At 64.4% G+C, this 24,106-nt stretch carries 22 protein-coding genes and 1 pseudogene; 15 read left to right on the top strand and 8 right to left on the bottom strand.

Going from position 1 to position 24,106, the window contains the following annotated elements; all coding sequences use genetic code 11:
• The first annotated feature begins 111 nt into the window (after window positions 1-111).
• The 4 genes from rbfA (at window position 112) to pnp (ending at window position 4,482) form a co-directional block, all read left to right on the top strand.
• Entirely contained in the window at window positions 112-555 is a 444-nt protein-coding gene (rbfA, locus tag ACVIIW_RS10150; protein WP_456700607.1) for a 30S ribosome-binding factor RbfA, read from the top strand.
• Window positions 552-1,670, top strand: a complete 1,119-nt coding sequence (truB, locus tag ACVIIW_RS10145) for a tRNA pseudouridine(55) synthase TruB (protein ID WP_456700606.1) — start codon at window positions 552-554, stop codon at window positions 1,668-1,670. The genes rbfA and truB overlap by 4 nt, the downstream gene beginning before the upstream one ends.
• A 2-nt stretch (window positions 1,671-1,672) precedes the next feature.
• Entirely contained in the window at window positions 1,673-1,942 is a 270-nt protein-coding gene (rpsO, locus tag ACVIIW_RS10140; protein ID WP_018644188.1) for a 30S ribosomal protein S15, read from the top strand.
• A 377-nt stretch (window positions 1,943-2,319) separates the two neighbouring features.
• Window positions 2,320-4,482 (top strand): polyribonucleotide nucleotidyltransferase, encoded by a 2,163-nt coding sequence (gene pnp, locus ACVIIW_RS10135; RefSeq protein ID WP_456700605.1) that lies wholly within the window; start codon window positions 2,320-2,322, stop codon window positions 4,480-4,482.
• Window positions 4,483-4,694: 212 nt separating this feature from the next.
• On the opposite strand, the gene katG is transcribed toward pnp, so the two are convergent.
• A complete protein-coding gene (gene katG / locus ACVIIW_RS10130) occupies window positions 4,695-6,860 on the bottom strand; it encodes a catalase/peroxidase HPI (protein WP_456700604.1) in 2,166 nt (721 codons plus the stop codon).
• Window positions 6,861-6,973: 113 nt separating this feature from the next.
• Between katG and ACVIIW_RS10125 the strand changes: the two genes are divergently transcribed.
• Genes ACVIIW_RS10125 through ACVIIW_RS10115 form a run of 3 tightly spaced genes read left to right on the top strand, consistent with a single transcriptional unit; the run spans window position 6,974 to window position 8,967 of the window.
• Complete coding sequence (locus ACVIIW_RS10125) at window positions 6,974-7,900, top strand: LysR substrate-binding domain-containing protein (RefSeq protein WP_456700603.1); 927 nt, start codon at window positions 6,974-6,976, stop codon at window positions 7,898-7,900.
• Between the two features lie 9 nt (window positions 7,901-7,909).
• Window positions 7,910-8,374, top strand: a complete 465-nt coding sequence (locus tag ACVIIW_RS10120; RefSeq protein WP_456700602.1) for an N-acetyltransferase family protein — start codon at window positions 7,910-7,912, stop codon at window positions 8,372-8,374.
• A complete protein-coding gene (locus ACVIIW_RS10115) occupies window positions 8,371-8,967 on the top strand; it encodes a glutathione S-transferase family protein (RefSeq protein WP_456700601.1) in 597 nt (198 codons plus the stop codon). Before ACVIIW_RS10120 ends, ACVIIW_RS10115 begins: the two co-directional genes overlap by 4 nt.
• On the opposite strand, the gene fabI is transcribed toward ACVIIW_RS10115, so the two are convergent.
• The 3 genes from fabI to fabA all read right to left on the bottom strand — a co-directional run bounded on the left by fabI (window position 8,964) and on the right by fabA (window position 11,655).
• Complete coding sequence (gene fabI / locus ACVIIW_RS10110) at window positions 8,964-9,764, bottom strand: enoyl-ACP reductase FabI (RefSeq protein ID WP_456700600.1); 801 nt, start codon at window positions 9,762-9,764, stop codon at window positions 8,964-8,966. The genes ACVIIW_RS10115 and fabI overlap by 4 nt on opposite strands.
• A 105-nt stretch (window positions 9,765-9,869) precedes the next feature.
• Window positions 9,870-11,093, bottom strand: coding sequence for a beta-ketoacyl-ACP synthase I (fabB, locus tag ACVIIW_RS10105; RefSeq protein WP_456700599.1), 1,224 nt, complete (start codon window positions 11,091-11,093; stop codon window positions 9,870-9,872).
• A 40-nt stretch (window positions 11,094-11,133) separates the two neighbouring features.
• Window positions 11,134-11,655, bottom strand: coding sequence for a bifunctional 3-hydroxydecanoyl-ACP dehydratase/trans-2-decenoyl-ACP isomerase (gene fabA, locus ACVIIW_RS10100; protein WP_092236766.1), 522 nt, complete (start codon window positions 11,653-11,655; stop codon window positions 11,134-11,136).
• Between the two features lie 342 nt (window positions 11,656-11,997).
• On the opposite strand from fabA, the gene irrA reads away from it, so the two are divergent.
• A complete protein-coding gene (gene irrA, locus ACVIIW_RS10095; protein WP_456700598.1) occupies window positions 11,998-12,486 on the top strand; it encodes an iron response transcriptional regulator IrrA in 489 nt (162 codons plus the stop codon).
• Between the two features lie 94 nt (window positions 12,487-12,580).
• On the opposite strand, the gene ACVIIW_RS10090 is transcribed toward irrA, so the two are convergent.
• The gene (locus ACVIIW_RS10090) at window positions 12,581-13,114 is read right to left on the bottom strand and encodes an SH3 domain-containing protein (RefSeq protein WP_456700597.1); all 534 of its coding nucleotides are present in this window, start codon (window positions 13,112-13,114) and stop codon (window positions 12,581-12,583) included.
• Window positions 13,115-13,424: 310 nt separating this feature from the next.
• Between ACVIIW_RS10090 and ACVIIW_RS10085 the strand changes: the two genes are divergently transcribed.
• The gene (locus tag ACVIIW_RS10085; protein ID WP_092236756.1) at window positions 13,425-14,426 is read left to right on the top strand and encodes a 2-hydroxyacid dehydrogenase; all 1,002 of its coding nucleotides are present in this window, start codon (window positions 13,425-13,427) and stop codon (window positions 14,424-14,426) included.
• Between the two features lie 23 nt (window positions 14,427-14,449).
• On the opposite strand, the gene ACVIIW_RS10080 is transcribed toward ACVIIW_RS10085, so the two are convergent.
• Window positions 14,450-15,253: a HesA/MoeB/ThiF family protein gene (locus ACVIIW_RS10080; protein ID WP_456700596.1), complete on the bottom strand. Its 804-nt coding sequence runs from the start codon at window positions 15,251-15,253 to the stop codon at window positions 14,450-14,452.
• A 91-nt stretch (window positions 15,254-15,344) separates the two neighbouring features.
• Here ACVIIW_RS10080 and ACVIIW_RS10075 point away from each other — a divergent pair, with 91 nt between their 5' ends.
• On the top strand, window positions 15,345-16,706 hold the full coding sequence (locus tag ACVIIW_RS10075) for a serine protease (RefSeq protein WP_456700595.1): 1,362 nt from the start codon (window positions 15,345-15,347) through the stop codon (window positions 16,704-16,706).
• Between the two features lie 222 nt (window positions 16,707-16,928).
• Window positions 16,929-17,670, top strand: a pseudogene (locus tag ACVIIW_RS10070) (nucleotide-binding protein).
• Between the two features lie 255 nt (window positions 17,671-17,925).
• On the opposite strand, the gene ACVIIW_RS10065 reads toward ACVIIW_RS10070, so the two are convergent.
• Together ACVIIW_RS10065 and mutM are read right to left on the bottom strand one after the other, a co-directional pair.
• Window positions 17,926-18,480 (bottom strand): GNAT family N-acetyltransferase, encoded by a 555-nt coding sequence (locus ACVIIW_RS10065; RefSeq protein ID WP_456700594.1) that lies wholly within the window; start codon window positions 18,478-18,480, stop codon window positions 17,926-17,928.
• A gap of 6 nt (window positions 18,481-18,486) precedes the next feature.
• The gene (gene mutM / locus ACVIIW_RS10060) at window positions 18,487-19,392 is read right to left on the bottom strand and encodes a bifunctional DNA-formamidopyrimidine glycosylase/DNA-(apurinic or apyrimidinic site) lyase (protein WP_456700593.1); all 906 of its coding nucleotides are present in this window, start codon (window positions 19,390-19,392) and stop codon (window positions 18,487-18,489) included.
• 81 nt (window positions 19,393-19,473) lie between these two features.
• Between mutM and ubiE the strand changes: the two genes are divergently transcribed.
• The 4 genes from ubiE (at window position 19,474) to dut (ending at window position 23,805) form a co-directional block, all read left to right on the top strand.
• On the top strand, window positions 19,474-20,235 hold the full coding sequence (ubiE, locus tag ACVIIW_RS10055; protein WP_456700592.1) for a bifunctional demethylmenaquinone methyltransferase/2-methoxy-6-polyprenyl-1,4-benzoquinol methylase UbiE: 762 nt from the start codon (window positions 19,474-19,476) through the stop codon (window positions 20,233-20,235).
• The gene (ubiB, locus tag ACVIIW_RS10050; RefSeq protein ID WP_456700591.1) at window positions 20,232-21,806 is read left to right on the top strand and encodes a 2-polyprenylphenol 6-hydroxylase; all 1,575 of its coding nucleotides are present in this window, start codon (window positions 20,232-20,234) and stop codon (window positions 21,804-21,806) included. The genes ubiE and ubiB overlap by 4 nt, the downstream gene beginning before the upstream one ends.
• A 71-nt stretch (window positions 21,807-21,877) precedes the next feature.
• The gene (coaBC, locus tag ACVIIW_RS10045) at window positions 21,878-23,350 is read left to right on the top strand and encodes a bifunctional phosphopantothenoylcysteine decarboxylase/phosphopantothenate--cysteine ligase CoaBC (RefSeq protein WP_456700590.1); all 1,473 of its coding nucleotides are present in this window, start codon (window positions 21,878-21,880) and stop codon (window positions 23,348-23,350) included.
• Window positions 23,347-23,805 (top strand): dUTP diphosphatase, encoded by a 459-nt coding sequence (gene dut, locus ACVIIW_RS10040; protein WP_456700589.1) that lies wholly within the window; start codon window positions 23,347-23,349, stop codon window positions 23,803-23,805. Before coaBC ends, dut begins: the two co-directional genes overlap by 4 nt.
• Window positions 23,806-24,106: the final 301 nt, after the last annotated feature.

The following is a 24,106-nucleotide window of genomic DNA, read 5'->3' as shown; positions in this document are numbered from 1 at the left end:
TGCGGGAGTGCGATGGCCGGATTTTATCCGGCCATCCGCGCCTCATTCGTTTCACAGGACAAACGACAATGCTCGTGTCCCAACGCGGGCACGACGAGGTGATTTTCGACCATGCCGCGCCATCATCAGAAAAAGACTTCCGCGCCCGGCGGCTCGCAGCGTCAGCTGCGCGTCGGCGAGCAGGTTCGCCACGCGATAGCCGAGATTCTGGCGCAAGGCAGCGTGCATGATGCGGACCTCGAAGGTCACATCATCACCGTGCCGGAGGTGCGGATGTCGCCTGATTTGAAGCTCGCGACAATCTACGTGATGCCGCTTGGTGGCCGCGACACCGAGCTCGTCATCGCTGCGCTCGAGCGCAACAAGAAATTCCTGCGCGGCGAGGTCGCGCGGCGCGTTAACCTGAAATTTGCACCTGACATTCGCTTCCGCGTCGACGAGCGATTCGACGAAGCGGAACGGATCGAGAAGCTTTTGCGAACACCTGCGGTGCAGAAGGACTTGGACAAGAATCCGGAACAGGATCCGGAGACGGATCGGGAAGAAGAGCAATGATGATGGACCCCGCTCACGGCGCGATCGACAGCGACGAGGCCGATACGCGCGACCTGCAGCGAAATAATTTTGCAGATGCCGGGGGCAATGCTCAACCGCATCACGAGACGCGTCGCGTCAACAACGATCCGCGCGCGGGCAAGCCGAAGGGCAATCAGCCGCGCCGCGACCGGCGCGACGTGCACGGCTGGGTCGTGCTCGACAAGCCGATCGGGATGACCTCGACGCAGGCCGTTGCCGTGCTCAAGCGCCTGTTCAACGCCAAGCGCGCGGGCCATGCCGGCACGCTCGATCCGCTCGCATCAGGTGGCCTGCCGATCGCGCTCGGCGAAGCCACCAAGACTGTTCCCTTCGTCATGGACGGCCGCAAGCGCTACCGTTTCACCGTGTGCTGGGGCGAGGAGCGCGATACCGACGATACCGAGGGCCAGGTCACCGCAACATCGGACCAGCGCCCGACCCGTGAGGCCATCCTCGCCCTGCTGCCTCGATTTACCGGTGTGGTCGAGCAGGTTCCGCCGCGCTATTCGGCGATCAAGGTCCAGGGCGAGCGGGCCTATGATCTCGCCCGTGACGGCGAGGTGGTGGAGCTGGCTGCGCGTCCGGTCGAAATTCACCATTTAACCCTTGTAGATCAACCAGATAACGATCGAGCTGTATTCGAGGCCGAGTGCGGCAAGGGGACTTATGTCCGCGCGCTGGCCCGCGATATGGGCCGGATTCTTGGCACTTTCGGCCATATCTGCGCGCTCAGGCGAACCCTGGTCGGCCCGTTTGACGAAAATGACATGATTCCGCTGGATCAGTTGGAGGCTTTGTGCGATAGAGCCGCGTCCGGTGAGGGAAACCTCGCCGACGCGCTGATGCCTGTTGAGACCGCGCTGGACGACATCCCGGCACTGGCCGTCACTCGGGCTGATGCGGCAAGGCTCCATCGGGGCCAAGCCGTTTTGTTGCGCGGACGGGATGCGCCCACAAGTAGCGGCACAGTCTATGTCACGGTGGCAGGCCGTCTTTTGGCGCTTGCCGAAGTTGGCAATGGCGAAATCATCCCCAAGCGTGTGTTCAACCTGACCGGCTTGACTGCCTCAACCGGTCGCAACGAGAGAAATTGACGATGTCGATTGCCGCAGAACGCAAAGCGGAAGTCATCAAGACGAATGCCACCAAGGCCGGCGACACCGGCTCGCCGGAGGTTCAGGTCGCGATCCTGTCGGAACGCATCAACAACCTGACCAACCACTTCAAGACCCACGTGAAGGACAACCATTCGCGTCGTGGCCTCCTGAAGCTGGTCTCGACCCGCCGTTCGCTCCTCGACTACCTGAAGAAGCGGGACGAGGCGCGGTACAAGGCGCTGCTCGAGAAGCACAACATTCGTCGTTAAGAGTTCTTGCGCGCGCCACCGGCGCGCGTTTTAGCGCGTGGTTTCGAGCGAAAGCGCTTGTTTTAAGGTTTTTGATCGAGGCTCACGCGTGCGTCCGGTGCGGGCCAATGAGGCTCCGCATCCGGGGCATGATCCGCGAAGACCGCGGTTCGGTGTTCGTGAACGTGCCGACTGACAGTCCAGCAGCAATCCGGCGGCTGGGCGCAACGGGCAAGGTGCCCGTATGACCCGAAAGGATGGACGCCATCCGACATCCAAAAACCATGGCAGGATCGCAGGACGCTGATCGCCCGCTCCGATCAGCGTCCTGCAATCTTGACATGGTTTTTGTTTTTCGAGCCGTCCCTTCTTTCGAGAACCCATGAAAGAAGACCTCTATGTTCAATAAGCATTCAGTCGAGATCGACTGGGGCGGACGCCCACTGAAGCTCGAAACCGGCAAGATCGCACGCCAGGCCGACGGCGCCGTCATCGCCACCTATGGCGAGACCGTGGTGCTCGCCACCGTCGTTGCGGCGAAGGCGCCGCGTGAAGGCGTCGACTTCCTGCCGCTGACCGTCGATTACCAGGAAAAGACCTACGCAGCTGGCCGCATTCCCGGCGGCTATTTCAAGCGCGAGGGCCGACCGACCGAGAAGGAGACGCTGGTCTCCCGCCTGATCGACCGTCCGATCCGTCCGCTGTTCGTCGACGGCTGGCGCAACGAGACCCAGGTGATCGCCACCGTGCTGTCGCACGACATGGAGAACGATCCCGACATCGTCGCGCTGGTGGCTTCCTCGGCCGCGCTGACACTGTCGGGCGCGCCGTTCAAGGGCCCGATCGGCGCCGCCCGCGTCGGCTTCGCCAACGACGAGTTCATCCTCAACCCGACGCTCGACGAGATGGTCGACACCCAGCTCGACCTCGTCGTCGCCGGCACCGCCGACGCCGTGCTGATGGTGGAATCGGAAGCCAAGGAGCTGAACGAAGACATCATGCTCGGCGCCGTGATGTTCGGTCACCGCCACTTCCAGCCGGTCATCAAGGCGATCATCGAGCTCGCCGAGAAGGCCGCCAAGGAGCCGCGCGAGGTCACCGTCATCGACAATTCCGCGCTCGAGAAGGAAATGCTCGGCCTCGTCGAGCAGGAGCTGCGCTCCGCCTACGCCATTCCGGTCAAGCAGGATCGCTACGCGGCGGTCGGCAAGGTCAAGGAAAAGGTGATCGCCCACTACTTCCCCGAAGGGCAGGAGCCGAAATACGACAAGCTGCGCATCAGCGCCGTGTTCAAGGAGCTCGAGGCGAAGATCGTTCGCTGGAACATCCTCGACACCGGCAAGCGCATCGACGGACGTGACTCGAAGACCGTGCGCAACATCGTCGCCGAAGTCGGCGTGCTGCCCCGCGCCCACGGCTCGGCGCTGTTCACCCGCGGCGAGACCCAGGCGATGGTCGTGACCACGCTCGGCACCGGCGAGGACGAGCAGTACATCGACGCGCTGTCGGGAACGTACAAAGAGACGTTCCTGCTGCACTACAACTTCCCTCCCTACTCGGTCGGTGAGACCGGTCGCCTCGGCGGCACCAAGCGCCGCGAGATCGGCCACGGCAAGCTCGCCTGGCGCGCGATCCACCCCGTGCTGCCGCCGCATCACGAATTCCCCTACACCACGCGGGTGGTGTCGGAGATCACCGAATCGAACGGCTCGTCCTCGATGGCTTCGGTCTGCGGCGCCTCGCTCGCGCTGATGGATGCCGGTGTGCCGTTGAAGCGGCCGACCGCGGGCATCGCGATGGGCCTGATCCTCGAAGACAAGCGCTACGCGGTTCTCTCCGACATCCTCGGCGACGAGGATCATCTCGGCGACATGGACTTCAAGGTCGCGGGTACCGAACAGGGTATCACCTCGCTCCAGATGGACATCAAGATCGAGGGCATCACCGAGGAGATCATGAAGGTCGCGCTGGCCCAGGCCAAGGATGGTCGTATCCACATCCTCGGCGAGATGGCCAAGGCGCTCACCAACGCCCGCGCCGAACTCGGCGAATACGCGCCGCGCATCGAGACCTTCAAGATCGCCACCGACAAGATCCGCGAAGTGATCGGCACCGGCGGCAAGGTGATCCGCGAGATCGTCGAGAAGACCGGCGCCAAGGTCAACATCGAGGACGACGGCACCGTGAAGGTCGCCTCCTCCGACGGCGAAGCGATGAAGGCTGCGATCAAGTGGATCAAGTCGATCGCTTCCGATCCGGAAGTCGGCCAGATCTATGACGGCACCGTCGTCAAGGTGATGGAGTTCGGCGCCTTCGTGAACTTCTTCGGCTCCAAGGACGGTCTCGTCCACATCAGCCAGCTCGCGGCCAACCGGGTGCAGAAGACCTCCGACGTCGTCAAGGAAGGCGACAAGGTCAAGGTCAAGCTGCTCGGCTTCGACGATCGCGGCAAGACCCGCCTCTCGATGAAGGTCGTCGACCAGACCACCGGCGAAGACCTCGAAGGCAAGGACAGGGGCGGCGAGGGCGAGAAGGCCCCGCGCGAAGCGGCCGGCGAGTAGTCGCTCAAAGCCAACTCAGAAGCACGAAGGGCGGCCGAGAGGCCGCCCTTTTTGTTTGTGTTCGCTGAGAGAGCTGTGCTCCCTCTCCCGCTTGCGGGAGAGGGGCGGGGAGAGGGTTTCTCCGCGGAGCGATTCCCGATGAGGAAAGAAACCTCACCCGCCGCGCTTCGCGCGTCGACCTCTCCCGCACGCGGGAGAGGTGGAGCAACACCTCACGCCGCGAGGTCGAAGCGGTCGAGGTTCATCACCTTGGTCCAGGCCTTGGCGAAGTCCTGCACGAACTGCTGCTTGGCATCCGACGAGGCATAGACCTCGGCGAAGGCGCGGAGCTGCGAGTGCGAGCCGAAGATCAGATCGGCGCGCGAGCCGGTCCATTTCACCGCATTGGTCTTGCGGTCGCGGCCCTCATAGGAGCCGTCGGCAACAGGTGTCCACGCCGTGCCCATGTCGAGCAGGTTGACGAAATAGTCGTTGGACAGCGTGCCGACCTTGGAGGTGAAGACGCCGTGCTTCGACCCGTTCGCATTGGCACCGAGCACGCGCAGGCCGCCGACGAGCACCGTCAGCTCGGGACCGGTGAGCTTGAGAAGCTGCGCGCGATCGACGAGTGCTTCCTCTTCCCGCATGAACTGATGCTTCTTGCCGACATAGTTGCGGAAGCCGTCAGCCCGCGGCTCCAGCGGCGCGAAGGAGGCGGCGTCAGTCTGCTCCTGCGACGCATCCATGCGGCCCGGCGTGAAGCCGACTTTCACGTCGACGCCGGCATCCTTGGCGGCCTTCTCGACCGCGGCAGAACCGCCGAGCACGATCAGGTCGGCGATCGAGACCTTCTTGGCACCTGAAGAGGCGTTGAAGTCCTTCTGGATCGCTTCGAGCTTGCCGAGCACCTTGGCGAGCTGGGCCGGCTGGTTGACCTCCCAGTCCTTTTGCGGGGCAAGGCGGATACGCGCACCGTTGGCGCCGCCGCGCTTGTCCGAACCACGGAACGTCGAGGCCGACGCCCAGGCGGTCGACACCAGCTCGGGCACCGAGAGGCCCGAACCCAGGATCTTGCTCTTGAGCGACGCGATGTCCTGATCGGAGACCAGCTCGTGATCGACCTTCGGGATCGGATCCTGCCAGATCAGCGTCTCCTTCGGCACCAGCGGGCCGAGGTAGCGTTGGACCGGACCCATGTCGCGGTGGGTCAGCTTGAACCAGGCGCGGGCGAACGCGTCCGCGAACTGGTCGGGGTTTTCGAGGAAGCGGCGCGAGATCTTCTCATAGGCCGGATCGAAGCGTAGCGAGAGGTCGGTGGTCAGCATCGTCGGGCGATGCTTCTTCGACTTGTCGAACGGATCCGGAATGATCGCCTCGGCACCCTTGGCCACCCATTGGTTCGCACCACCGGGGCTCTTCGTCAGCTCCCATTCGTACTTGAACAGGTTCTCGAAGAAGTTGTTGCTCCACTTCGTCGGCGTCGTCGTCCAGGTCACTTCGAGACCGCTGGTGATGGAATCGCCGGCGAGGCCCGAAGCATGCTTGCTCTTCCAGCCGAGGCCCTGATCTTCCAGCGCGCCGGCTTCCGGCTCGGGTCCGACCAGCGACGGATCACCCGCGCCATGGGTCTTGCCGAAGGTGTGGCCGCCGGCGATCAGCGCGACGGTTTCCTCGTCGTTCATCGCCATGCGGAAGAAGGTCTCGCGGATGTCCTTGGCCGCGGCGACCGGATCCGGCTTGCCGTTCGGGCCCTCCGGATTGACGTAAATGAGACCCATCTGCACGGCGCCGAGCGGTTCGGCGAGCTGGCGTTCGCCGCTGTAGCGCTCATCGCCAAGCCAGGTGCCTTCCGGACCCCAATAGAGCTCTTCCGGCTCCCAGACATCAGCCCGGCCACCGGCGAAGCCAAAGGTCTTGAAGCCCATCGATTCCAGCGCGACGTTGCCGGCCAGCACCATCAGGTCGGCCCAGGAAATCTTGCGGCCGTATTTCTGCTTGATCGGCCAGAGCAGCCGGCGCGCCTTGTCGAGGTTGGCATTGTCGGGCCAGGAGTTGAGCGGCGCGAAACGCTGCTGACCGGCACCGGCGCCGCCGCGGCCGTCGGTGATGCGATAGGTCCCCGCGCTGTGCCAGGCCATGCGGATCATCAGGCCGCCGTAATGACCGAAATCGGCGGGCCACCATTCCTGCGAATCCGTCATCAGGGCGGTGAGGTCCTTGATGACCGCGTTCAGGTCGAGCGTCTTGAATTCCTTGGCATAGTCGAATTCCTTGCCCATCGGATCGGACAGGCTGGAATTCTTGTGCAGCATCTCGATGCTGAGATTGGTGGGCCACCAGTCGCGGTTTGCTGGCACGCGTTTGCCGCCCGAAAACGGGCACTTCGAAGTGTCGTCCATGAATACCTCCTCTGGTGCGCCGCATCAGCGCCATTGACCAGGTCGAACCACTCTAGGCGCCGCCTTCGATCAGGGGAAGTTGACTTTAATGATCGCTGCGATAGGTTTTTCTGATGATCAATCTGACGCTGCGCCAGCTGCGATATTTCGACGCATTGGCGCGCCATGGCCATTTCGGCCGCGCCGCGGAGGCTTGTTCCATCTCGCAGCCGGCGCTGTCGATGCAGATCAAGGAATTGGAGGAGGCGCTCGGCGGGCTGCTGCTGGAGCGCAGCGCGCGCCAGGTGGCGCTGACCCGGTTCGGCGAGGAGCTCGCCCAGCGCGTCCGCGATATCCTGCGCTCGGTCGATGAGCTCGGCGACTTTGCCCGCGCCTCGCAGGACCGTTTTGCGGGCCGGCTGCGCATCGGCATGATCCCGACCATCGCGCCGTATCTCCTGCCCAAGATCACCAAGAACCTCACGCGCATGCATCCGGAGCTCGACATCCGGGTGCGCGAGACCATGACGCCGCGGCTGATCCAGGAACTGTTGGAAGGCCGGCTCGATACCGCGATCGTCGCGCTGCCGGTCTCCGAACCCTCGCTCACCGAGGTCGCCCTGTTCGAGGAGAAATTCCTGCTGGTGCGGCCGGGCACGGATGCCGGCACGCCGGCGCCATCACGCGAGATGATGCGTGAGATGCGGCTGTTGCTGCTCGAAGAAGGCCATTGCTTCCGCGACCAGGCGCTGTCGTTCTGCAACATGCAGTCGGCGCCGCCGCGCGAGATGCTGGATGCGAATTCGCTGTCGACGCTGGTCCAGATGGTCAGCGCCGGCATCGGCGTTACGCTTATTCCCGAGATGGCGGTGTCGGTGGAGACGCGATCGGCCTCGGTCTCGCTGTCGCGCTTCCGCGACCCCGAACCGTCGCGCACCATCGGCATGGTCTGGCGCAAGACCAGCCCGCTGGCCCGCCAGCTGCTGCAAATCTCCGAAGTCGTATGCCTGTCGGCCGGCAAGGCACGCCCGCGCCACGCCGTGCGCAGCCAGAAGGCTTGAGAGACCACGATGTCGGATCCGATCATCCGCCCCGCCCGCAGTGAGGAATATGACGAGATCGGCCGCGTCTGGATGGAAAGCTGGGTCTCGACCGGGCTCGCCGAGGCCAGCCAATTCCTGCTGGCCAATTTGCGTGCGCGCATCCGGCGCGAGATCGAAAACGGTTGGAGCCTGTTCGTCGCCGACGATCACGGCACCATCGCCGCGATGCTCGCGCTGCATCTGCCGAAGCTCTATCTCGACATGCTGTTCGTCGGGCCGGTCTATCAGGGACAATCGCTCGGACGAAAACTGCTTGCCTTCACGCGCACGCAATTGCCCGACGAGATGTATCTGCGCTGCGTCCGCGAGAACGAAAAGGCCTGGCGCTGGTACGAGCGCGAAGGCTTTGTGTTCGAGAACGAAGAGGTCGAGCCGTCGAACGGGTTCATGATGAAGTGCTACCGGTGGAAGAGGAAAGGCCCGCTCCCATGATCAAGCTCTATTGGTCGCCCCGCTCGCGTTCGTTCTCGACGCTCTGGCTGATGGAAGAGAGCGGCCTGCCCTACGAGCGGGTGCTGACCGACATTTCGACGGGTGCGCAGAAGGCCCCGGATTATTTGAAGGTCAATCCGATGGGCAAGGTGCCGGCGCTCGCCGACGGCGAAGCCGCGCTTGGCGAGGCCGCCGCGATCTGCGCCTATATCGCCGACCGTTACCCCGAGACGAAGCTCGCGCCCGCAATCACCGATCCGCGCCGCGCGCGCTATCTGCAATGGCTGTTCTTCTCGCCCAGCTGCATCGAGCCGGCGATCATCCAGATCTTCACCAAGATCGAGGTGCCGACCTCGACTGCGGCCTGGGGCAGTGCGACGCAAGTGTTCGATGTCCTGGAGGCCGCGCTCGAAAAGGGGCCCTGGATTCTCGGAGAGGAATTTTCCGCCGCCGACGTCACGATCGGATCGGGGCTGAATTTCGCGGTGCGCCTGTTCAAGATGGTGCCGACGCGGCCGGCCTTCGACGCCTATATCGCGCGTTGCATGGCGCGGCCCGCCTTCCAGCGCGCGGAGACGATCGCGGCGGGTTAACCTTCCGCCTTCAAATCGTCCGGCCGCGGCATCAGCACGATGTTGTAGCCGGAATCGACATAATGGATCTCGCCGGTCACGCCGCCCGAGAGATCAGACAGCAGATACAGCGCCGAGCCGCCGAGTTCGTCGAGCGTGACGCCGCGGCGCAGCGGCGAATGCTTCTGCATGAACGCGAACATCGCGCGCGCTTCGCCGATGCCGGAACCGGCGAGCGTACGGATGGGGCCCGCGGAGATCGCGTTGACGCGGATGCCGCGGGGCCCGAAATCGGAGGCCAGATAGCGCACCGACGCTTCCAGCGCCGCCTTGGCCACGCCCATCACGTTGTAATTCGGCATCGAGCGTTCCGAGGCGCCGAAGGTCAGCGTGATCATGCTGCCGCCGTCCGTCATCAGCTCGGCCGCGCGCTTTGCGACCTCCGTGAACGAGAAGCAGGAGATCACCATGGTGCGCGAGAAATTCTCGCGGCTGGTGTCGGCGTAGCGACCCTTCAGCTCGTTCTTGTCTGCAAAGCCGATGGCGTGGATGACGAAATCGAGCTTGCCCCATTTTTCACGCAAGACGTCGAACGTCGCATCGACGCCGGCAATGTCCTCGACGTCACAAGGCAGCACCAATTCCACGCCGAGCGATTCCGCGAGCGGCTTGACGCGCTTGCCGAGGGCCTCGCCCTGGAAGGTGAAGGCAAGCTCGGCGCCGTGAGCATGCAGCGTCTTCGCCATGCCCCAGGCGATCGAATGATCATTGGCGATGCCCATGACCAGACCGCGCTTGCCTTTCATCAAACCTTCCATCTCGGGATCACCTCCGCTTTCGGCATGCCCAAGCAAAAGCGCGAAGACGCGCTTCGCGCTTTTGCCGGCTATGACGAGAAAATCTACGATGCGACAACGACGCCGTCACACGTCCATCCGGCTGAACACCAGCGTGGCGTTGGTGCCGCCGAAGCCGAACGAGTTCGACAGAACGGTGCCAATCTTGACGTTGTCGATGCGCTTGCGCACGATCGGCATGTCCGCGAACACGGGATCGAGCTCCTGGATGTGCGCGCTCTCGCAGATGAAGCCGTTGTTCATCATCAGCAGGGAGTATATGGCCTCCTGCACGCCGGTGGCGCCCAGCGAGTGGCCGGTCAGCGCCTTGGTCGCCGAGATCGGCGGACACTTTTCGCCGGCGCCGAATACCCGACGCAGCGCGTCGATCTCAGGCGGATCGCCGGCCGGCGTCGAGGTGGCGTGCGGATTGATGTAGTCGACCTTGGTCTTCACCGTCGACATCGCCATGCGCATGCAGCGCTCGGCGCCTTCGCCCGACGGCGCGACCATGTCGTAGCCGTCCGAGGTCGCGCCATAGCCGACGATCTCGCCGTAGATGCGTGCGCCGCGCGCCTTGGCATGCTCGAACTCTTCCAGCACCAGCACCCCGGCGCCGCCGGCAATGACGAAGCCGTCGCGGTTGAGGTCGTAGGGACGCGAGGCGGTGGCGGGCGTGTCGTTATACTTCGAGGACATCGCGCCCATGGCGTCGAACAGCACCGACAGCGACCAGTCGAGCTCTTCGCACCCGCCGGCGAAGATCACGTCCTGCTTGCCGATCTGGATCGTTTCATAGGCGTTGCCGACGCAATGGTTCGACGTCGCACAGGCCGAGGAGATCGAATAGTTCACGCCCTTGATCTTGAACCAGGTCGCGAGCGTCGCCGACGCGGTGGACGACATCGCCTTCGGCACGGCAAAGGGACCGACGCGCTTCGGCCCCTTGGTGCGGGTGATGTCAGCGGCTTCGACGATGGTACGCGCCGAAGGGCCACCGGAACCCATGATGATGCCGGTGCGGATGTTGGAGACCTCGTCGGGCGACAGACCAGAGTCCTGAATCGCCTGCTCCATCGCGACATGATTCCACGCGGCGCCCTGACCGAGGAAGCGCATCGCGCGGCGGTCGACCACTGTCGAGGGATCGAGCGTCGGCGCACCTTGCACCTGCGAACGGAAGCCAAGCTCGGCATATTTCTCGGCTCGTGAAATCCCGGACTTCGCCTCGTGAAGGCTCGCAAGCACTTCCTGGGTGTTGTTTCCGATCGACGAGACGATACCCATCCCGGTGACCACAACCCGCCTCATGACACCCTCGCCTCTATCGTTGTCTTCTTGGTGATGCGCGTTAGCCCAGGCTCGTGCCCTGCTTGAACAGGCCGACCTTCAGATCCTTCGCGCGATAAATAATCTGGTCATCGACCGAAAGCCATCCATCGGCGATGCCGAGCACGAGCTTTGAGCGCATCACGCGCTTGATATCGACGTTGTACACAACCTTGCGGGCCTCAGGCAGCACCTGGCCGCTGAACTTTAATTCGTTCAAACCGAGTGCACGGCCTCGACCTTCGCCTCCGGTCCAGCCCAGATAGAATCCGACCATTTGCCACAACGCGTCGAGGCCGAGGCAGCCGGGCATGACGGGATCGTTCTTGAAGTGGCAGCCGAAGAACCAGAGGTCGGGTTTCACGTCGAGCTCGGCGCGCACCACGCCCTTGCCGAACTCGCCGCCATTGTCGTTGATTTCCGTGATGCGGTCGAACATGAGCATCGGCGGCAGCGGCAGCTGAGCATTGCCCGGCCCGAACATCTCGCCGCGAGCACACGCCAGCAAATCCTCGTAGTCGTAACCGTTGCGCCTGTTCAGCATGCGGAAGCCTCTGTTCTAACCCCGATCGCGTGGCGTTTCTGGCAAAATGAGCCCCGTGCTGCCTGGAGGCAACACCAATTGCCGAGGCGCCAGTCCCGAGAGCCGGATCGACCGGTGGCCGGACACCCAAAACCTGGCTGCGCCAAATCGGTTAGGCGGAACCGCGCGCTCTCTAACACAGGCCTTTTCGGGTAGCAAAGCCGTCCCATGAAGGTAGAATGACGGCAGGTACGAGCGGTTCCCCTCGGGTTAGAACCGCTCTAGTTGCGAGAAACTTGCATCTGCATCTATCTGTCCATATATTGCGGACAGATAGTGTTCACGCGTGCCCGAATTCTGGAAATGAGCGAAAACAACGCGATCCATCACGACGAAGACGCCCATGCGGCCCTTCTGGCGGGCCGTCAGCCGGCCCTGACCGGCTGCCCCTGGCACGACGTCAATGAAATGCTGCAGTCTGCCGGCCTGCGCCCGACGCGCCAGCGCATGGCTTTGGGCTGGCTGCTGTTCGGCAAGGGTGCACGCCACCTCACGGCTGAAATGCTCTACGAGGAAGCGACGCTGGCCAAGGTCCCGGTCTCGCTCGCGACCGTCTACAACACCCTGAACCAGCTGACCGATGCCGGCCTGCTGCGCCAGGTCAGTGTCGATGGCACCAAGACCTATTTCGACACCAACGTCACCACCCACCACCATTACTACCTCGAGAACAGCCATGAGCTGGTCGATATCGAGGATCCGCATCTGGCGCTGTCCAAGATGCCGGAGGTGCCTGATGGTTACGAGATCGCGCGTATCGACATGGTCGTCCGCCTGCGCAAGAAGCGCTGAGATTCGCCGAAATCTGAGATCGTGATGGCCGGACCAAAGCGGTCCGAAGGACGAGCTGCGCTCGCCCATGCCCGGCCATTGTCGTTTCAGGCCGTCAATTCACCTGCTCGTCCGCATAGACGCCCCACAGGCGCTCCTGCTGGATCCAGCCGTCAAAGCCGTTGCCGGTGACGTGGCACCAGCTGGTGGTGCACTTTTTCACCTGCGTGACGACGCCGGCCTGGAGCTTTGCGGCCACTGCACTGTCGGCATCGGCGCGGTCATAGATCGGCGCGAGCTCGTCCTTGTGCTTCATGGTGACGACCGCAGTGCGACGACCCGACAGCAGCGAATGATAGACCCAGCCTTCGGCACCTTCGGAATCGCGCACCCGGCGCCAGTTCTCGAACTCGGCGGTAATTTCGACCGGCAGGCCTGCGCGGGTATAGACCCACGCCACGTCATTGTCCTTGGTTGGACCGGCCCGGACATTCACGTGATCCGATTTGAGGCTGACATAGCGCGGCACCGGCAGGCCGCTGGCGGTCTGGGGCGTCGCGGCGTCCTTCGCCGAATGCCCGGGGCCGACCGAGGCGCTCCACCAGGTGCAAACGAGCGCCATCACCGAACAAAAACGCCCCAACGCCATCAACCTGTCTCCCGTCGAGGAACCGGCTAAACCAGGTCCTCACCCCGAATTCCAAAACCTGCCGCGCAATTCCCTCCCGCCCACGCGGGTGTTCCCTAAGCCAACTTGTCTTGGCCCGGCCTTCTGCTAGAGAGGACGGACATCTGAACAACCAGTTTGCCCCGATTTTCCCGCCGGAAAGTAGGGGACGGCTTGAAGGAAACGCCGGGGACGACACGGCCAGGACAGTGTCGAACAACCGGGTTAATGAGGCCTCAACGGCCGGCCTTTGGCGACAGAGGCGGCCTGCAACGCCTCATGAGGGCAGGACATGTCGGTGAAGAAAAAGCCCCTCGTCGTGGTGACGCGCAAGCTGCCGGACTCGATCGAGACCCGGATGCGCGAGCTGTTCGACGCACGCATCAATCTCGACGACACACCAATGTCGGCCGAGCAGATCGCCGAAGCCGCACGCACCGCCGACATCCTGGTTCCGACTGTTACCGACCACATCGGCGCCGAGATCGTCAATCAACCCGACTGCAAGCTCCGCCTCATCGCCAATTTCGGCAACGGCGTGGACAATATCGACGTCGAGGCCGCGCATGCTCGCGGCATCACCGTCACCAACACGCCGAAAGTCCTGACCGAAGACACGGCCGACATGACCATGGCGCTGATCCTGGCCGTGCCGCGCCGGATGATCGAAGGCGCCATGGTGCTGACGGAGGGAAAACCCTGGGCGGGATGGTCGCCGACCTGGATGCTCGGCCACCGCATTGGCGGCAAACGCCTCGGCATCATCGGCATGGGCCGCATCGGCCAGGCGGTCGCGCGCCGCGCCCGCGCCTTCGGCCTGCAGATCCACTATCATAACCGCCGTCCCGTGGCGCCCGTCATCGCCGAAGAGCTTGGGGCGACCTACTGGGAAAGCCTCGACCAGATGCTGGCGCGGATGGACATCATCTCGGTGAACTGTCCGCACACGCCGGCGACCTATCATCTGCTCTCGGCGCGTCGGCTGAAGCTGATCCGGAAAGACGCCTACATCGTCAACACGGCGCGCGGCGGCGTGACGGACGAAGACACGCTGATCAAGCTGATCGAAGGCGGCGAGATCGGCGGTGCCGGCCTCGACGTCTACGAGCACGAGCCTGCGGTCAACCCAAAGCTGGTGCGGCTTGCGAAAGCCGGCAAGGTGACGCTGATGCCGCACATGGGCTCGGCCACGATCGAAGGCCGCGTCGAGATGGGCGAGAAAGTGATCATCAATATCCGCACCTTCCTCGACGCCCACAAGCCGCCGGATCGCGTGCTGCCGAGCATGCTCTGAGGGTGCGCAAAGACCTGTCGCGCTCAGGTGCGATGGGCCGTGAGATCTGACATCACCGGCCCATCGCCGTTGAGCGGATTGGCCGGATCGCGCGCGTAACGCAGCGTCTCGAAGCGCATCGCGCGTGCGTCGATCATCAGGAGGCGGCCGACCAGGCCGTCGCCGAAACCGACGATCTCGCGGATCGCCTCCAGCGCCATCATCGATCCCATCACGCCGGCAAGCGCGCCCATGACGCCGGCCTCCGCGCAGGCCGGCACGGCACCCGGCGGCGGCGCTTCCGGAAACAGGCAACGATAGGTCGGATTGAATTCGCCCTGTTCGTCCTTTTCATGCGCACGGATGGTGGTGAGTGAACCATCGAAGGTGCCGAGCGCCGCCGTGATCAGCGGCCGTTTCGCGAAGAAGCAGGCGTCGGAGGCCAGATAGCGCGTCGAGAAATTGTCGGACCCATCGAGCACGAGATCGTAGTCGCCGATCAGGCTCAGCGCATTGTCGGCATTGAGCCAGGTGGCGTGGCCGACGAAGCGGACATGCGGATTGAGCGCCGCGATCCGCTCGGCCGCGCTCTCGACCTTGTGCCGGCCGATATCAGGTGTCGTGTGGATCACCTGGCGCTGAAGGTTGGACAGCGACACCACGTCGTCATCGACCACGCCAAGCGTTCCGACGCCGGCGGCGGCCAGATACATCAGAGCAGGCGCGCCGAGACCGCCGGCGCCGATCACCAGCACCGAGGCCCGCTTCAGCGCGGCCTGGCCGGGGCCGCCGACATCGCGCAGCACGATATGGCGGGCATAGCGTTCGAGTTCGTCCGGGCTCAGCACCTTCTCTTACTCCTGAACCACCCCAACATTGTTCGCGACCAACGAGATGTCCTTCAATCGCAGCGCGTTCAATGGGCCGACTGGATTTGTCATGAGATCGATGCTTGCGGCAACACTGATGTTGGCATCTGCCACAGGCGCCAGCGCCCAGATGACGGCGCCACAACTCCCCGGCACCAGGCCGAAGGTCGTCCAGACCGTTCCGATCAAGCCGCCCGCCCTGCAAACGCCGGCGGAAACGGCCGACGCGATGGCGCAGGCCGAGCGGCTGTCGCTGCAATCCGACCTCGCCTGGGTCGGCGAATATAACGGCGCCATTACTGGCGATGTCAGCTCACGCATGGTCGACGCCATCAAGGAGTACCAGAAGGCCAAGGGCGGCAAGCCGACCGGCGTGCTCAATCCGCAGGAGCGCGCGGCGCTCGCCGAAACGGCGCGGCGCAAGCAGGACAGCGTCGGCTGGAAAATCGTGACAGAGATGACGAGCGGCGCGCGGCTCGGCATCCCCTCCAAACTGGTGCCGCAGCAGGTCACCGACGCCAACGGCTCGAAATGGACCTCGCCGACCGGCACGGTGCAGGTGCTGCTGAGCCGCCACAAGGAGGCGAACCCGTCCACGGCAAAGCTCGCCGAAACCGAGAAGAAGGAGCCGGCCGGCCGCAAGGTCGACTACACCGTGGTGAAGCCCGACTTCTTCGTGCTGTCGGGGTTGCAGGGCCTGAAGAAGTTTTATGTGCGCGGCACCTTCAAGGGCGACGAAGTCCGCATCATGACGATCCTGTACGACCAGGCGACCGAGAACACGGTCGAGCCGGTCGTGATCGCGATGTCGAGCGCGTTCAACGCGTTTCCATCGGGCCCACAAGCCGGACCGCCGCCACGCAAGGCCGTCGAATACGGCACCGGCGTCGTCGTCAGCGACGACGGCGCGATTCTGGCGGATCGTCTCGTCACCGATTCCTGTCTCGCCATCACCATCGGCGGCTACGGCAATGCCGACCGCATCGCCGAGGACAAGGAGCACGATCTCGCGCTGCTGCACATCTATGGCGCCCGCCGCCTGACGCCGCTCAGCCTCGCCGGCGGCGCGGCGAACACCGTTGTCGATGTCGTCGGCATCGCCGATCCGCAAAACCAAGGCGGCGCAGCCGGCGTGTCGAGCATCACAAGCGCGCTGGCGCAGGTGACATCCAGCGATTCCGCGCTGTCTCCACCGCCGGCCGTCGGCTTCTCCGGCAGCCCGGCCATTGACGGCGACGGCAAGTTCGCCGGCGTCGCGCTGTTGAAGCCGGCGATGGTCGCAGGTCCTGCGACCGCCGCGCCCGCGTCACAAGCGGTGATGGTGTCCGCGGACACGGTGCGCGATTTCCTGAAGGCGAACGCGGTCACCGCAAACGGCACCTCGAGGGATGCAAAGGCCGCCGTGGTGCGCGTCATCTGCGTGCGAAAGTAGGTTGAGCGCCACCACAGGCGCAATTACCGGTCCAGTATTGGTACGGATTAGCCGGCATTCCCGATTCTGCCATCATCGTATCAGTTGATTCGGACATCCGCGGTCCCCTTTGGATCGGGCAGGGCACGTCCTGAGCGAGAAGAGCTCAGCATCGAAATTCGATGCACGTTCGCGTGGCGTTACCCTTTTAAGACCCAAGCACTCCAAAGGATTCGATTTTCCATGCACACGATCGTACTGGCCACCCAACAAGGGTGGTAGCGGCAAGAGCACGCTTGCCATCGGCCTTGCGCTGGCGGCCAAGCAGGCCGGCTTCACGGTCCGCCTGATCGAGACCGATCCGCAGGGCACCCTCTCCAGCTGGCAGCGCCGCCGCAACAATGACGATGTCGTCGTCGAGCCGATCTATCACGCCGCCGATTTCGCACCGCGGCTGAAGATGCTGGCCGAAAGTGGCCTGCAGCTCGCGATCGTCGACACCGCGGCCGGCCTTTCCGCCGCGACCACCGCCGCGATCCGCCATTCCGATCTCTGCCTCATCCCGGCACGCCCGAGCGTCGCCGACATCGAGGCGACCGTCTCCACCGTCAGCGTCGCGCGCGCCTGGAGGCGCCCCTTCAGCTTCGTGCTGAACCAGACGCCGATCCGCGGCCAGCGCATCGACAACGCCGCCAACACGCTCGCCGAGGAAGCCGCGCTCGATCTCACTGAGGTGCTCGCACGTCCGCTGATCGCGATGCGCAACGACCACCAGGACTCGCTCGCCTCCGGCCTCGCCGTCAGAGAGTTCGCGCCGAACGGCAAGTCGACCGAGGAGATCCGCGGCCTGTGGCGCTGGATCGAGGCGCGCCTCGATCTTTCCGCCGGCCATCTCCCGATCGATCAGGGTCTGTCGGCGGCCGGCGGAATGCTGCATGCGGCCGGCGAGCTTTCGGCCGACGAGACCAGCGTTCTTCCCTCCTGAGCGGGGCGATCGCTCTGGCCGGGAGAGGGCTCTTCGCTGTCCGGTGAACGCCTGGGCGACGAAGCCATCCGGCCGGCAGCCCGGCCGGATCGCTTCGCTTCGCGTTTTTTGAAAACAACCCCATGCACAGTAGACGCGCTTCCGAGCCATGGCGGCCGGTGGCGACATGCAGGCATTTGTCTCCTCGTGCGAAAACGGCCGTGCGACGAAAACGGCTTCGTTCATGTCGAATTTCGTCCAGCTCTGGGCCGGGCCTCACACCCTGCCGCGCAACCAAGCCTCACGCCGCACGATCCAACGCTCGGATCTCGACTGTCCGCCGTGATGCGGCAGCTCGATGAAGCCGACGAACTCCGCGCCGGTCTTCTGCTTGACCCGGCGCGAGGCTTGGTTGGTGGCGGCGTTGCAGACGTAGAAATGATCGAGGCCGAGGGTGAGGAAGGCGAAATCGTTCACCGCGGCGATCGCCTCCGTCATCAAGCCGCGCCGCCAGTAGGGCTCGGCCAGCCAGAAGCCGCGATTGCCTTTCAACCCTTCGGCGCCGGGCCGCAGGTGTATGTTGCCGATCGCCTCGCCGTCGCCGCCCTTCAACACCAGCACCCAGAGATGAATCTCCTCGCCGGCCGAGACCTTGTCGAGCTGCAGCTTGATGAAGGCCTTCGCCCCGTCAGCTGGGTAAGGCCAGGGCACGACGGTCGAGAGATGCCGGATGATGTTCCAATTGTCGAAATGGCGCTGGATCGCAGGCGCGTCGGACGACGCGAGCGGACGTAGGATCAGCCGTTCGGTCTCGAGCTGCGGCGTCTGCATGGCCTGCTACTTCTGACACTTCGAACACCAGAAGGTCGACCGGCCGTTCTGGGTGAACCGCTTGATCGTGCCGCCGCAGCGCGGCGTGGTGCATGTCTCGCCCTCGCGGTCATAGACCTTGAAGGAATGCTGGAAATAGCCGAGCTCGCCCGAGGTCTGGCGGTGGTCGCGCAGTGACGAGCCGCCGGCCTTGATCGCATCGTTCAGCACGGTGTGGATGGCGCGGACCAGTCGCTCGGCATGATCCGTCGGCTCGCCCCCGGCAACGCCCTTGCGTTGTCCGGCCCTGGTCGACAGCGTCGCGGCGATCCGGCGCGGCGACAGATGCGAGCGGTGCAGGGCTTCGCAGACATAGATGTTGCCGAGGCCCGCGACAACGCGCTGGTCGAGCAGTGCTGCCTTCAGGCTGGTGGCCTTGTCCCGGCAGGCGCGCGCCAGCATCGCCGCGTCGAATTCGTTGCCGAGCGGCTCGGGGCCGAGCCCGCGCAACAGCGGCTCTTCCTCGAGCGCATTGCGCGCGATCACTTTCATGTAACCGAAGCGGCGCGGATCGTTGAAAATAATGTCGGCGCCCGAGGACATCCGAAACAGCACGTGGTCGTGCGCGGAGTCTTTGCCCCTCGGATAGTGAAACTCGCCTGATACAGCCTCGTTGTCGGGCTTGATGACGCGAAACGAGCCCGACATGCCCAGATGCATCAGCAGCACGTCGCCGGAGGCGAGATCGGCCATGAGATATTTTGCGCGGCGGCCGAGCCCCGTGACGATCTGTCCCTGGAGCCGGGCGACGAAATCGGGCTGGAACGGAAAGCGGAGATCCGGCCGGCGGGCCTCGGCCGCCACGATCTTCGCGCCCTCCATGACCGGCTGAAGGCCGCGGCGAACGGTTTCGACTTCGGGCAATTCAGGCATGGTCAGGCATTCACCTTATGAGGGCGGTGTGATAGCGCCATTGCGGCGGGCGGGCTATGGTCCGCCCAGTGGAGTAGACTAATGGATCGGCCGGGCGAAACCACGCATTTTGGCTTCAAGGACGTTCCCCTGGGGGACAAGCAGACGCTGGTAAACGATGTGTTTCACAGCGTGGCGTCCCGCTATGATTTGATGAACGATTTGATGTCCGGCGGCCTGCACCGGGTCTGGAAGGACATCATGATCAACACGCTGGCCCCGCCCCGCGGCGACCGGGCTTTTGCGTTGCTCGACGTCGCCGGCGGCACCGGCGACATCTCGTTCCGCGCCGCCAAGGCGGCAGGCGCGGGCTTCCACGCCACCGTCTGCGACATCAATTCCGACATGCTGGCGGTGGGCCGCGAGCGTGCCGCCAAGCGCCATCTCGGGACGCAGGTCGATTTCGTCGAAGGCAACGCCGAAGCGCTCGCCTTCGCCGACCGCAGCTTTGACGCATATACGATCGCTTTCGGCATTCGCAACGTCCCTCAAATCGACAAGGCGCTGCGCGAGGCCTATCGCGTGCTCAAGCCCGGGAGCCGCTTCCTGTGCCTGGAATTCTCCACTGTGGAGATGCCCGGCCTCGACAAGCTCTATGATCTGTTCTCGTTCAAGGTGATCCCGCCGCTCGGCCGCATGGTCACGGGCGATGCCGAATCCTACCGATATCTCGTCGAATCGATCCGCAAGTTTCCGAAGCCGAACGCCTTCGCCTACATGATCCGCGCCGCCGGCTTCTCGCGCGTGAGCTTTCAAACCCTGACCGGCGGCATCGTCGCACTGCATTCGGGCTGGCGTTTGTGATCTCTGCCATCACCCACATTTCGCGCCTGATCCGCGCCGCGTTCGTTTTTGCGCGCGAAGGCGTGTTCGGCTCCGTCGATCCGAGCCTGGTGCCGCCGCCCGGCCAGCTTGCGCTGAAGCTTGCGCGCCTCGTCGAGCGGCGCGGTCCGAAGCATGGTCCGCGGCTGTCGCGCGCCCTGACCCGGATGGGCCCGGCCTATCTCAAGCTCGGGCAATTCCTGGCGACGCGACCCGACGTCGTCGGCGTCGTGATGGCGCATGATCTCGAAAGCCTGCAAGACCGCCTGCCGCCGTTTTCGCAAGCGGAAGCCGAAGCCGCCATCGCAACGTCGCTGGAACGGCCGCTGAACGATGTCTTCGTCAGTCTCAGTGCGCCCGTAGCGGCCGCGTCGATCGCACAGGTGCATCGTGGCGAGGTGATGCGCGACGGCATCCGCAAGCCTGTCGCGGTCAAGGTGCTCAGGCCGAACGTGTCCGCCCGCTTCCGCCGCGATCTCTCCGATTTCTTCTATGTCGCGCACAAGGCCGAGGCTTATTCCGCCGAGGCGCGGCGGCTGCGGCTCGTCGAGGTCATCAACACCATGTCGCGCTCGGTCGCGATGGAGATGGACCTGCGCCTCGAAGCTGCCGCGCTGTCGGAGATGGCGGAGAACACGCGCGACGATCCTGATTTCCGCGTGCCCGAGGTCGACTGGGATCGCACCACGCACAACGTGCTGACGATGGAGTGGATCGACGGCATCGCGCTGAACGATCACAAGCGCCTGGAAGAAGCACAGGTCGATCTGCCCGATCTCGGCCGCAAGGTGATCCAGAGTTTCCTGCGCCACGCGCTGCGCGACGGCTTCTTCCACGCCGACATGCATCCGGGCAATCTGTTCCTGGACGATGCCGGCCGCCTCGTGGCGGTCGATTTCGGCATCATGGGCCGGCTCGGCATGAAGGAGCGACGCTTCCTCGCTGAAATCCTGCTGGGGTTCATCACCCGCGACTATCGCCGCGTCGCCGAAGTGCATTTCGAGGCGGGCTACGTCCCCTCGCATCACTCGGTCGAGAACTTCGCGCAGGCCATCCGCGCCATCGGCGAGCCCATTCACAACCGCACCGCCGAGGAAATCTCGATGGCGCGGCTATTGACGCTGCTGCTCGAGGTCACCGGCCTGTTCGACATGACGACGCGGCCCGAGCTGATCCTGCTGCAGAAGACCATGGTGGTGGTCGAAGGCGTGGCGCGTGGCTTCGATCCCAGGCTCGACATCTGGAAGGTCGCCGATCCCGTGGTGCGCGAATGGATCGAGCGCAATCTCGGACCTGTTGGCCGCGTGCAGGGCGCGCTCGCCGGCGGTGGCGATCTCGCCAAGGTGCTGATGCGCCTGCCCGATATCGCGCAGCGCTCGGTCGCGGTGCTCGAGCAGCTGGAGACCATGACGCGGGAAGGGTTAAGGCTCTCGCCGGAGAGCATCGCCGCGATGGGGCGCAGCGAGGGCCGCAAGAACCGCTGGCGCACCGTGGCGGTCTGGATCATCGCCGTGACCTTCATCGGCATCCTGATCGCTGTCCGGAATCTATGATCGCCAAAAGCTTGATTGCACTGCAAGCATGTCAGTGATAGCATCGCTATCATTCCGTGCTGGAGGGCGCCATGGCAAGCCTGACCATCCGCAAGCTCGACGACGCCGTCAAAACCTATTTGCGGCTGCGCTCGGCCAGGAACCACAGGTCGGTCGAGGAAGAAGTCCGGGTCATCCTCAGGGAGCTGATCGAGGGCCGCGAGCAGGCGCTGACACCGTTCGCGGTGCCGCCCGAGGCATCGCCTGCTCCTGCGACCCTACGCCCAGGCGCCGTCCCCGAGGCCAGCATCACGCTGATCATCGGCGGCGGCATCGCGGCTTTCAAGTCGCTCGACCTGATCCGCAGGCTGAAGGAGCGGCGGATCGAGGTGCGCTGCGTGCTGACCAAGGCCGCCGCGCAGTTCGTGACGCCGCTCTCGGTCAGCGCCCTCTCCCATGAGCGCGTCTACACCGATCTGTTCGATCCCCAGAGCGAGTTCGACGCCGGCCATATCCGCCTCGCGCGCGACTGCGATCTGATCGTGGTGGCGCCTGCCACCGCCGATCTGATGGCGAAGATGGCGAACGGCCATGCCGATGATCTCGCCAGCGCGATCCTGCTCGCGACCAACCGCAAGGTGCTGCTGGCGCCGGCGATGAACCCGCTGATGTGGAACAATGCCGCGACCCGCCGCAACCTCGCACAGCTGCAGCGCGACGGCGTTCTGCTGATCGGGCCGAACTCCGGCGAGATGGCCGAGGCAGGCGAGGCCGGAATCGGACGCATGTCCGAGGCGATCGAGATCGCCAATGCGGCCGAGAAACTGCTGCGGCCGCCGGTGCCGCGCCCGCTCGCCGGCAAGCGTGTTCTGATCACCGCAGGCCCGACCCACGAGCCGATCGATCCGGTGCGCTACATCGCCAACCGCTCCTCGGGCAAGCAGGGTTTTGCCATTGCCGCCGCAGCACAAGCCGCGGGCGCCGAAGTGATCCTGGTGAGTGGCCCGGTGGATCTCGACGATCCCGCCGGCGTCAAGGTCAAGCGCGTCGAATCCGCGCGGCAGATGCTGGAGCAGGTGCAGGCAGCGCTTCCCGCCGACATCGCCATCTTCGCCGCCGCGGTCGCGGACTGGCGCGTCGCCAATGAGGGCGAGCAGAAGCTGAAGAAGACGTCGGCCGGCATGCCGCCGCTTCAGCTGGTCGAGAACCCCGACATCCTCGCGACGATCTCGAAGCTCGCCGAGAAGCGCCCGCCGCTGGTGATCGGCTTTGCCGCCGAGACCGAGCACCTCATCGACAACGCGAAGTCAAAACTCGCGCGCAAGGGCTGCGACTGGATCGTCGCCAACGACGTCTCGCCCGCGTCAGGCGTGATGGGCGGCGACCGCAACACCGTGCACCTCATCAGCAAGAATGCTGAGAACAACGGCGAGATCACAGTTGATTCCTGGCCTGTCATGACCAAGGAACAGGTCGCCATCGAACTGGTCGCGCATATCGCCGAAAGCGGGACCGACAAATCCGCCGACAAACCCTTGGACAAACCCTTGGAGCCCGCCTCTTGAGCAGCAAAGTCACGGTCGAACTGCAGCGCCTGCCCCACGCCGAAGGCCTGCCGCTGCCGGCTTATCAAACAGCCGAAGCCGCCGGCCTCGATTTGATGGCGGCGGTGCCGGAGGGCGAGCCGATGACGCTTGCAGCAGGCCAGCATGCGCTGGTGCCGACGGGGCTGGCAATCGCGTTGCCGCCGGGACACGAGGCCCAGGTGCGGCCGCGCTCGGGACTTGCCGCCAAGCACGGCGTCACGGTGCTGAACTCCCCGGGCACCGTCGACGCCGACTACCGCGGCGAGATCAAGGTGATCCTGATCAATCACGGCCCCTCGCCCTTCGTGATCAAGCGCGGCGAGCGCATCGCGCAGATGGTGATCGCGCCGGTGCTGCAGGCCGCGCTGGTTCCGGTGGCGACGCTGTCCTCGACCGATCGCGGCGCCGGCGGGTTCGGCTCGACGGGGCGATAGCGCGGACAGACGTCGCGTCGAATCGATCCACAGCGGCGCTCTTTCCGTTCCCTCCCCCCTTGTGGGGGCAGGGAACGCACCGGTGTTGGAGCGCGATCGAGTCTCGTCCGTCAGCAGCTGACGCGCCTTCTCACCCGCAGAACGACTGTGACGGGAACCCCGCGCTCCGCATTTTTTTGGGACCGCGTTTGCGTTCACGATCTGGACTCTTACCGGTGGAGTCGCGGTGAGGGTATTGTCGTTTGATTCGCGCGCGACGGGGGTCGCCGCGCGCGTCAATTCGTGCGGTCTTGGGGCAACT

It is taken from the genome of Bradyrhizobium sp. USDA 4449, from assembly GCF_054056275.1.
This window is presented reverse-complemented; position numbering and strand designations above follow the sequence as displayed.

What these genes read in the sequence shown, in the direction of transcription:
- rbfA (WP_456700607.1), top strand. Translation starts at nt 112, where the DNA reads ATGCCGCGCCATCATCAGAAAAAGACTTCCGCGCCCGGCGGCTCGCAG.
- truB (WP_456700606.1), top strand. Translation starts at nt 552, where the DNA reads ATGATGATGGACCCCGCTCACGGCGCGATCGACAGCGACGAGGCCGAT.
- rpsO (WP_018644188.1), top strand. Translation starts at nt 1,673, where the DNA reads ATGTCGATTGCCGCAGAACGCAAAGCGGAAGTCATCAAGACGAATGCC.
- pnp (WP_456700605.1), top strand. Translation starts at nt 2,320, where the DNA reads ATGTTCAATAAGCATTCAGTCGAGATCGACTGGGGCGGACGCCCACTG.
- katG (WP_456700604.1), bottom strand. Translation starts at nt 6,860, where the DNA reads ATGGACGACACTTCGAAGTGCCCGTTTTCGGGCGGCAAACGCGTGCCA.
- ACVIIW_RS10125 (WP_456700603.1), top strand. Translation starts at nt 6,974, where the DNA reads ATGATCAATCTGACGCTGCGCCAGCTGCGATATTTCGACGCATTGGCG.
- ACVIIW_RS10120 (WP_456700602.1), top strand. Translation starts at nt 7,910, where the DNA reads ATGTCGGATCCGATCATCCGCCCCGCCCGCAGTGAGGAATATGACGAG.
- ACVIIW_RS10115 (WP_456700601.1), top strand. Translation starts at nt 8,371, where the DNA reads ATGATCAAGCTCTATTGGTCGCCCCGCTCGCGTTCGTTCTCGACGCTC.
- fabI (WP_456700600.1), bottom strand. Translation starts at nt 9,764, where the DNA reads ATGGAAGGTTTGATGAAAGGCAAGCGCGGTCTGGTCATGGGCATCGCC.
- fabB (WP_456700599.1), bottom strand. Translation starts at nt 11,093, where the DNA reads ATGAGGCGGGTTGTGGTCACCGGGATGGGTATCGTCTCGTCGATCGGA.
- fabA (WP_092236766.1), bottom strand. Translation starts at nt 11,655, where the DNA reads ATGCTGAACAGGCGCAACGGTTACGACTACGAGGATTTGCTGGCGTGT.
- irrA (WP_456700598.1), top strand. Translation starts at nt 11,998, where the DNA reads ATGAGCGAAAACAACGCGATCCATCACGACGAAGACGCCCATGCGGCC.
- ACVIIW_RS10090 (WP_456700597.1), bottom strand. Translation starts at nt 13,114, where the DNA reads ATGGCGTTGGGGCGTTTTTGTTCGGTGATGGCGCTCGTTTGCACCTGG.
- ACVIIW_RS10085 (WP_092236756.1), top strand. Translation starts at nt 13,425, where the DNA reads ATGTCGGTGAAGAAAAAGCCCCTCGTCGTGGTGACGCGCAAGCTGCCG.
- ACVIIW_RS10075 (WP_456700595.1), top strand. Translation starts at nt 15,345, where the DNA reads ATGAGATCGATGCTTGCGGCAACACTGATGTTGGCATCTGCCACAGGC.
- ACVIIW_RS10065 (WP_456700594.1), bottom strand. Translation starts at nt 18,480, where the DNA reads ATGCAGACGCCGCAGCTCGAGACCGAACGGCTGATCCTACGTCCGCTC.
- mutM (WP_456700593.1), bottom strand. Translation starts at nt 19,392, where the DNA reads ATGCCTGAATTGCCCGAAGTCGAAACCGTTCGCCGCGGCCTTCAGCCG.
- ubiE (WP_456700592.1), top strand. Translation starts at nt 19,474, where the DNA reads ATGGATCGGCCGGGCGAAACCACGCATTTTGGCTTCAAGGACGTTCCC.
- coaBC (WP_456700590.1), top strand. Translation starts at nt 21,878, where the DNA reads ATGGCAAGCCTGACCATCCGCAAGCTCGACGACGCCGTCAAAACCTAT.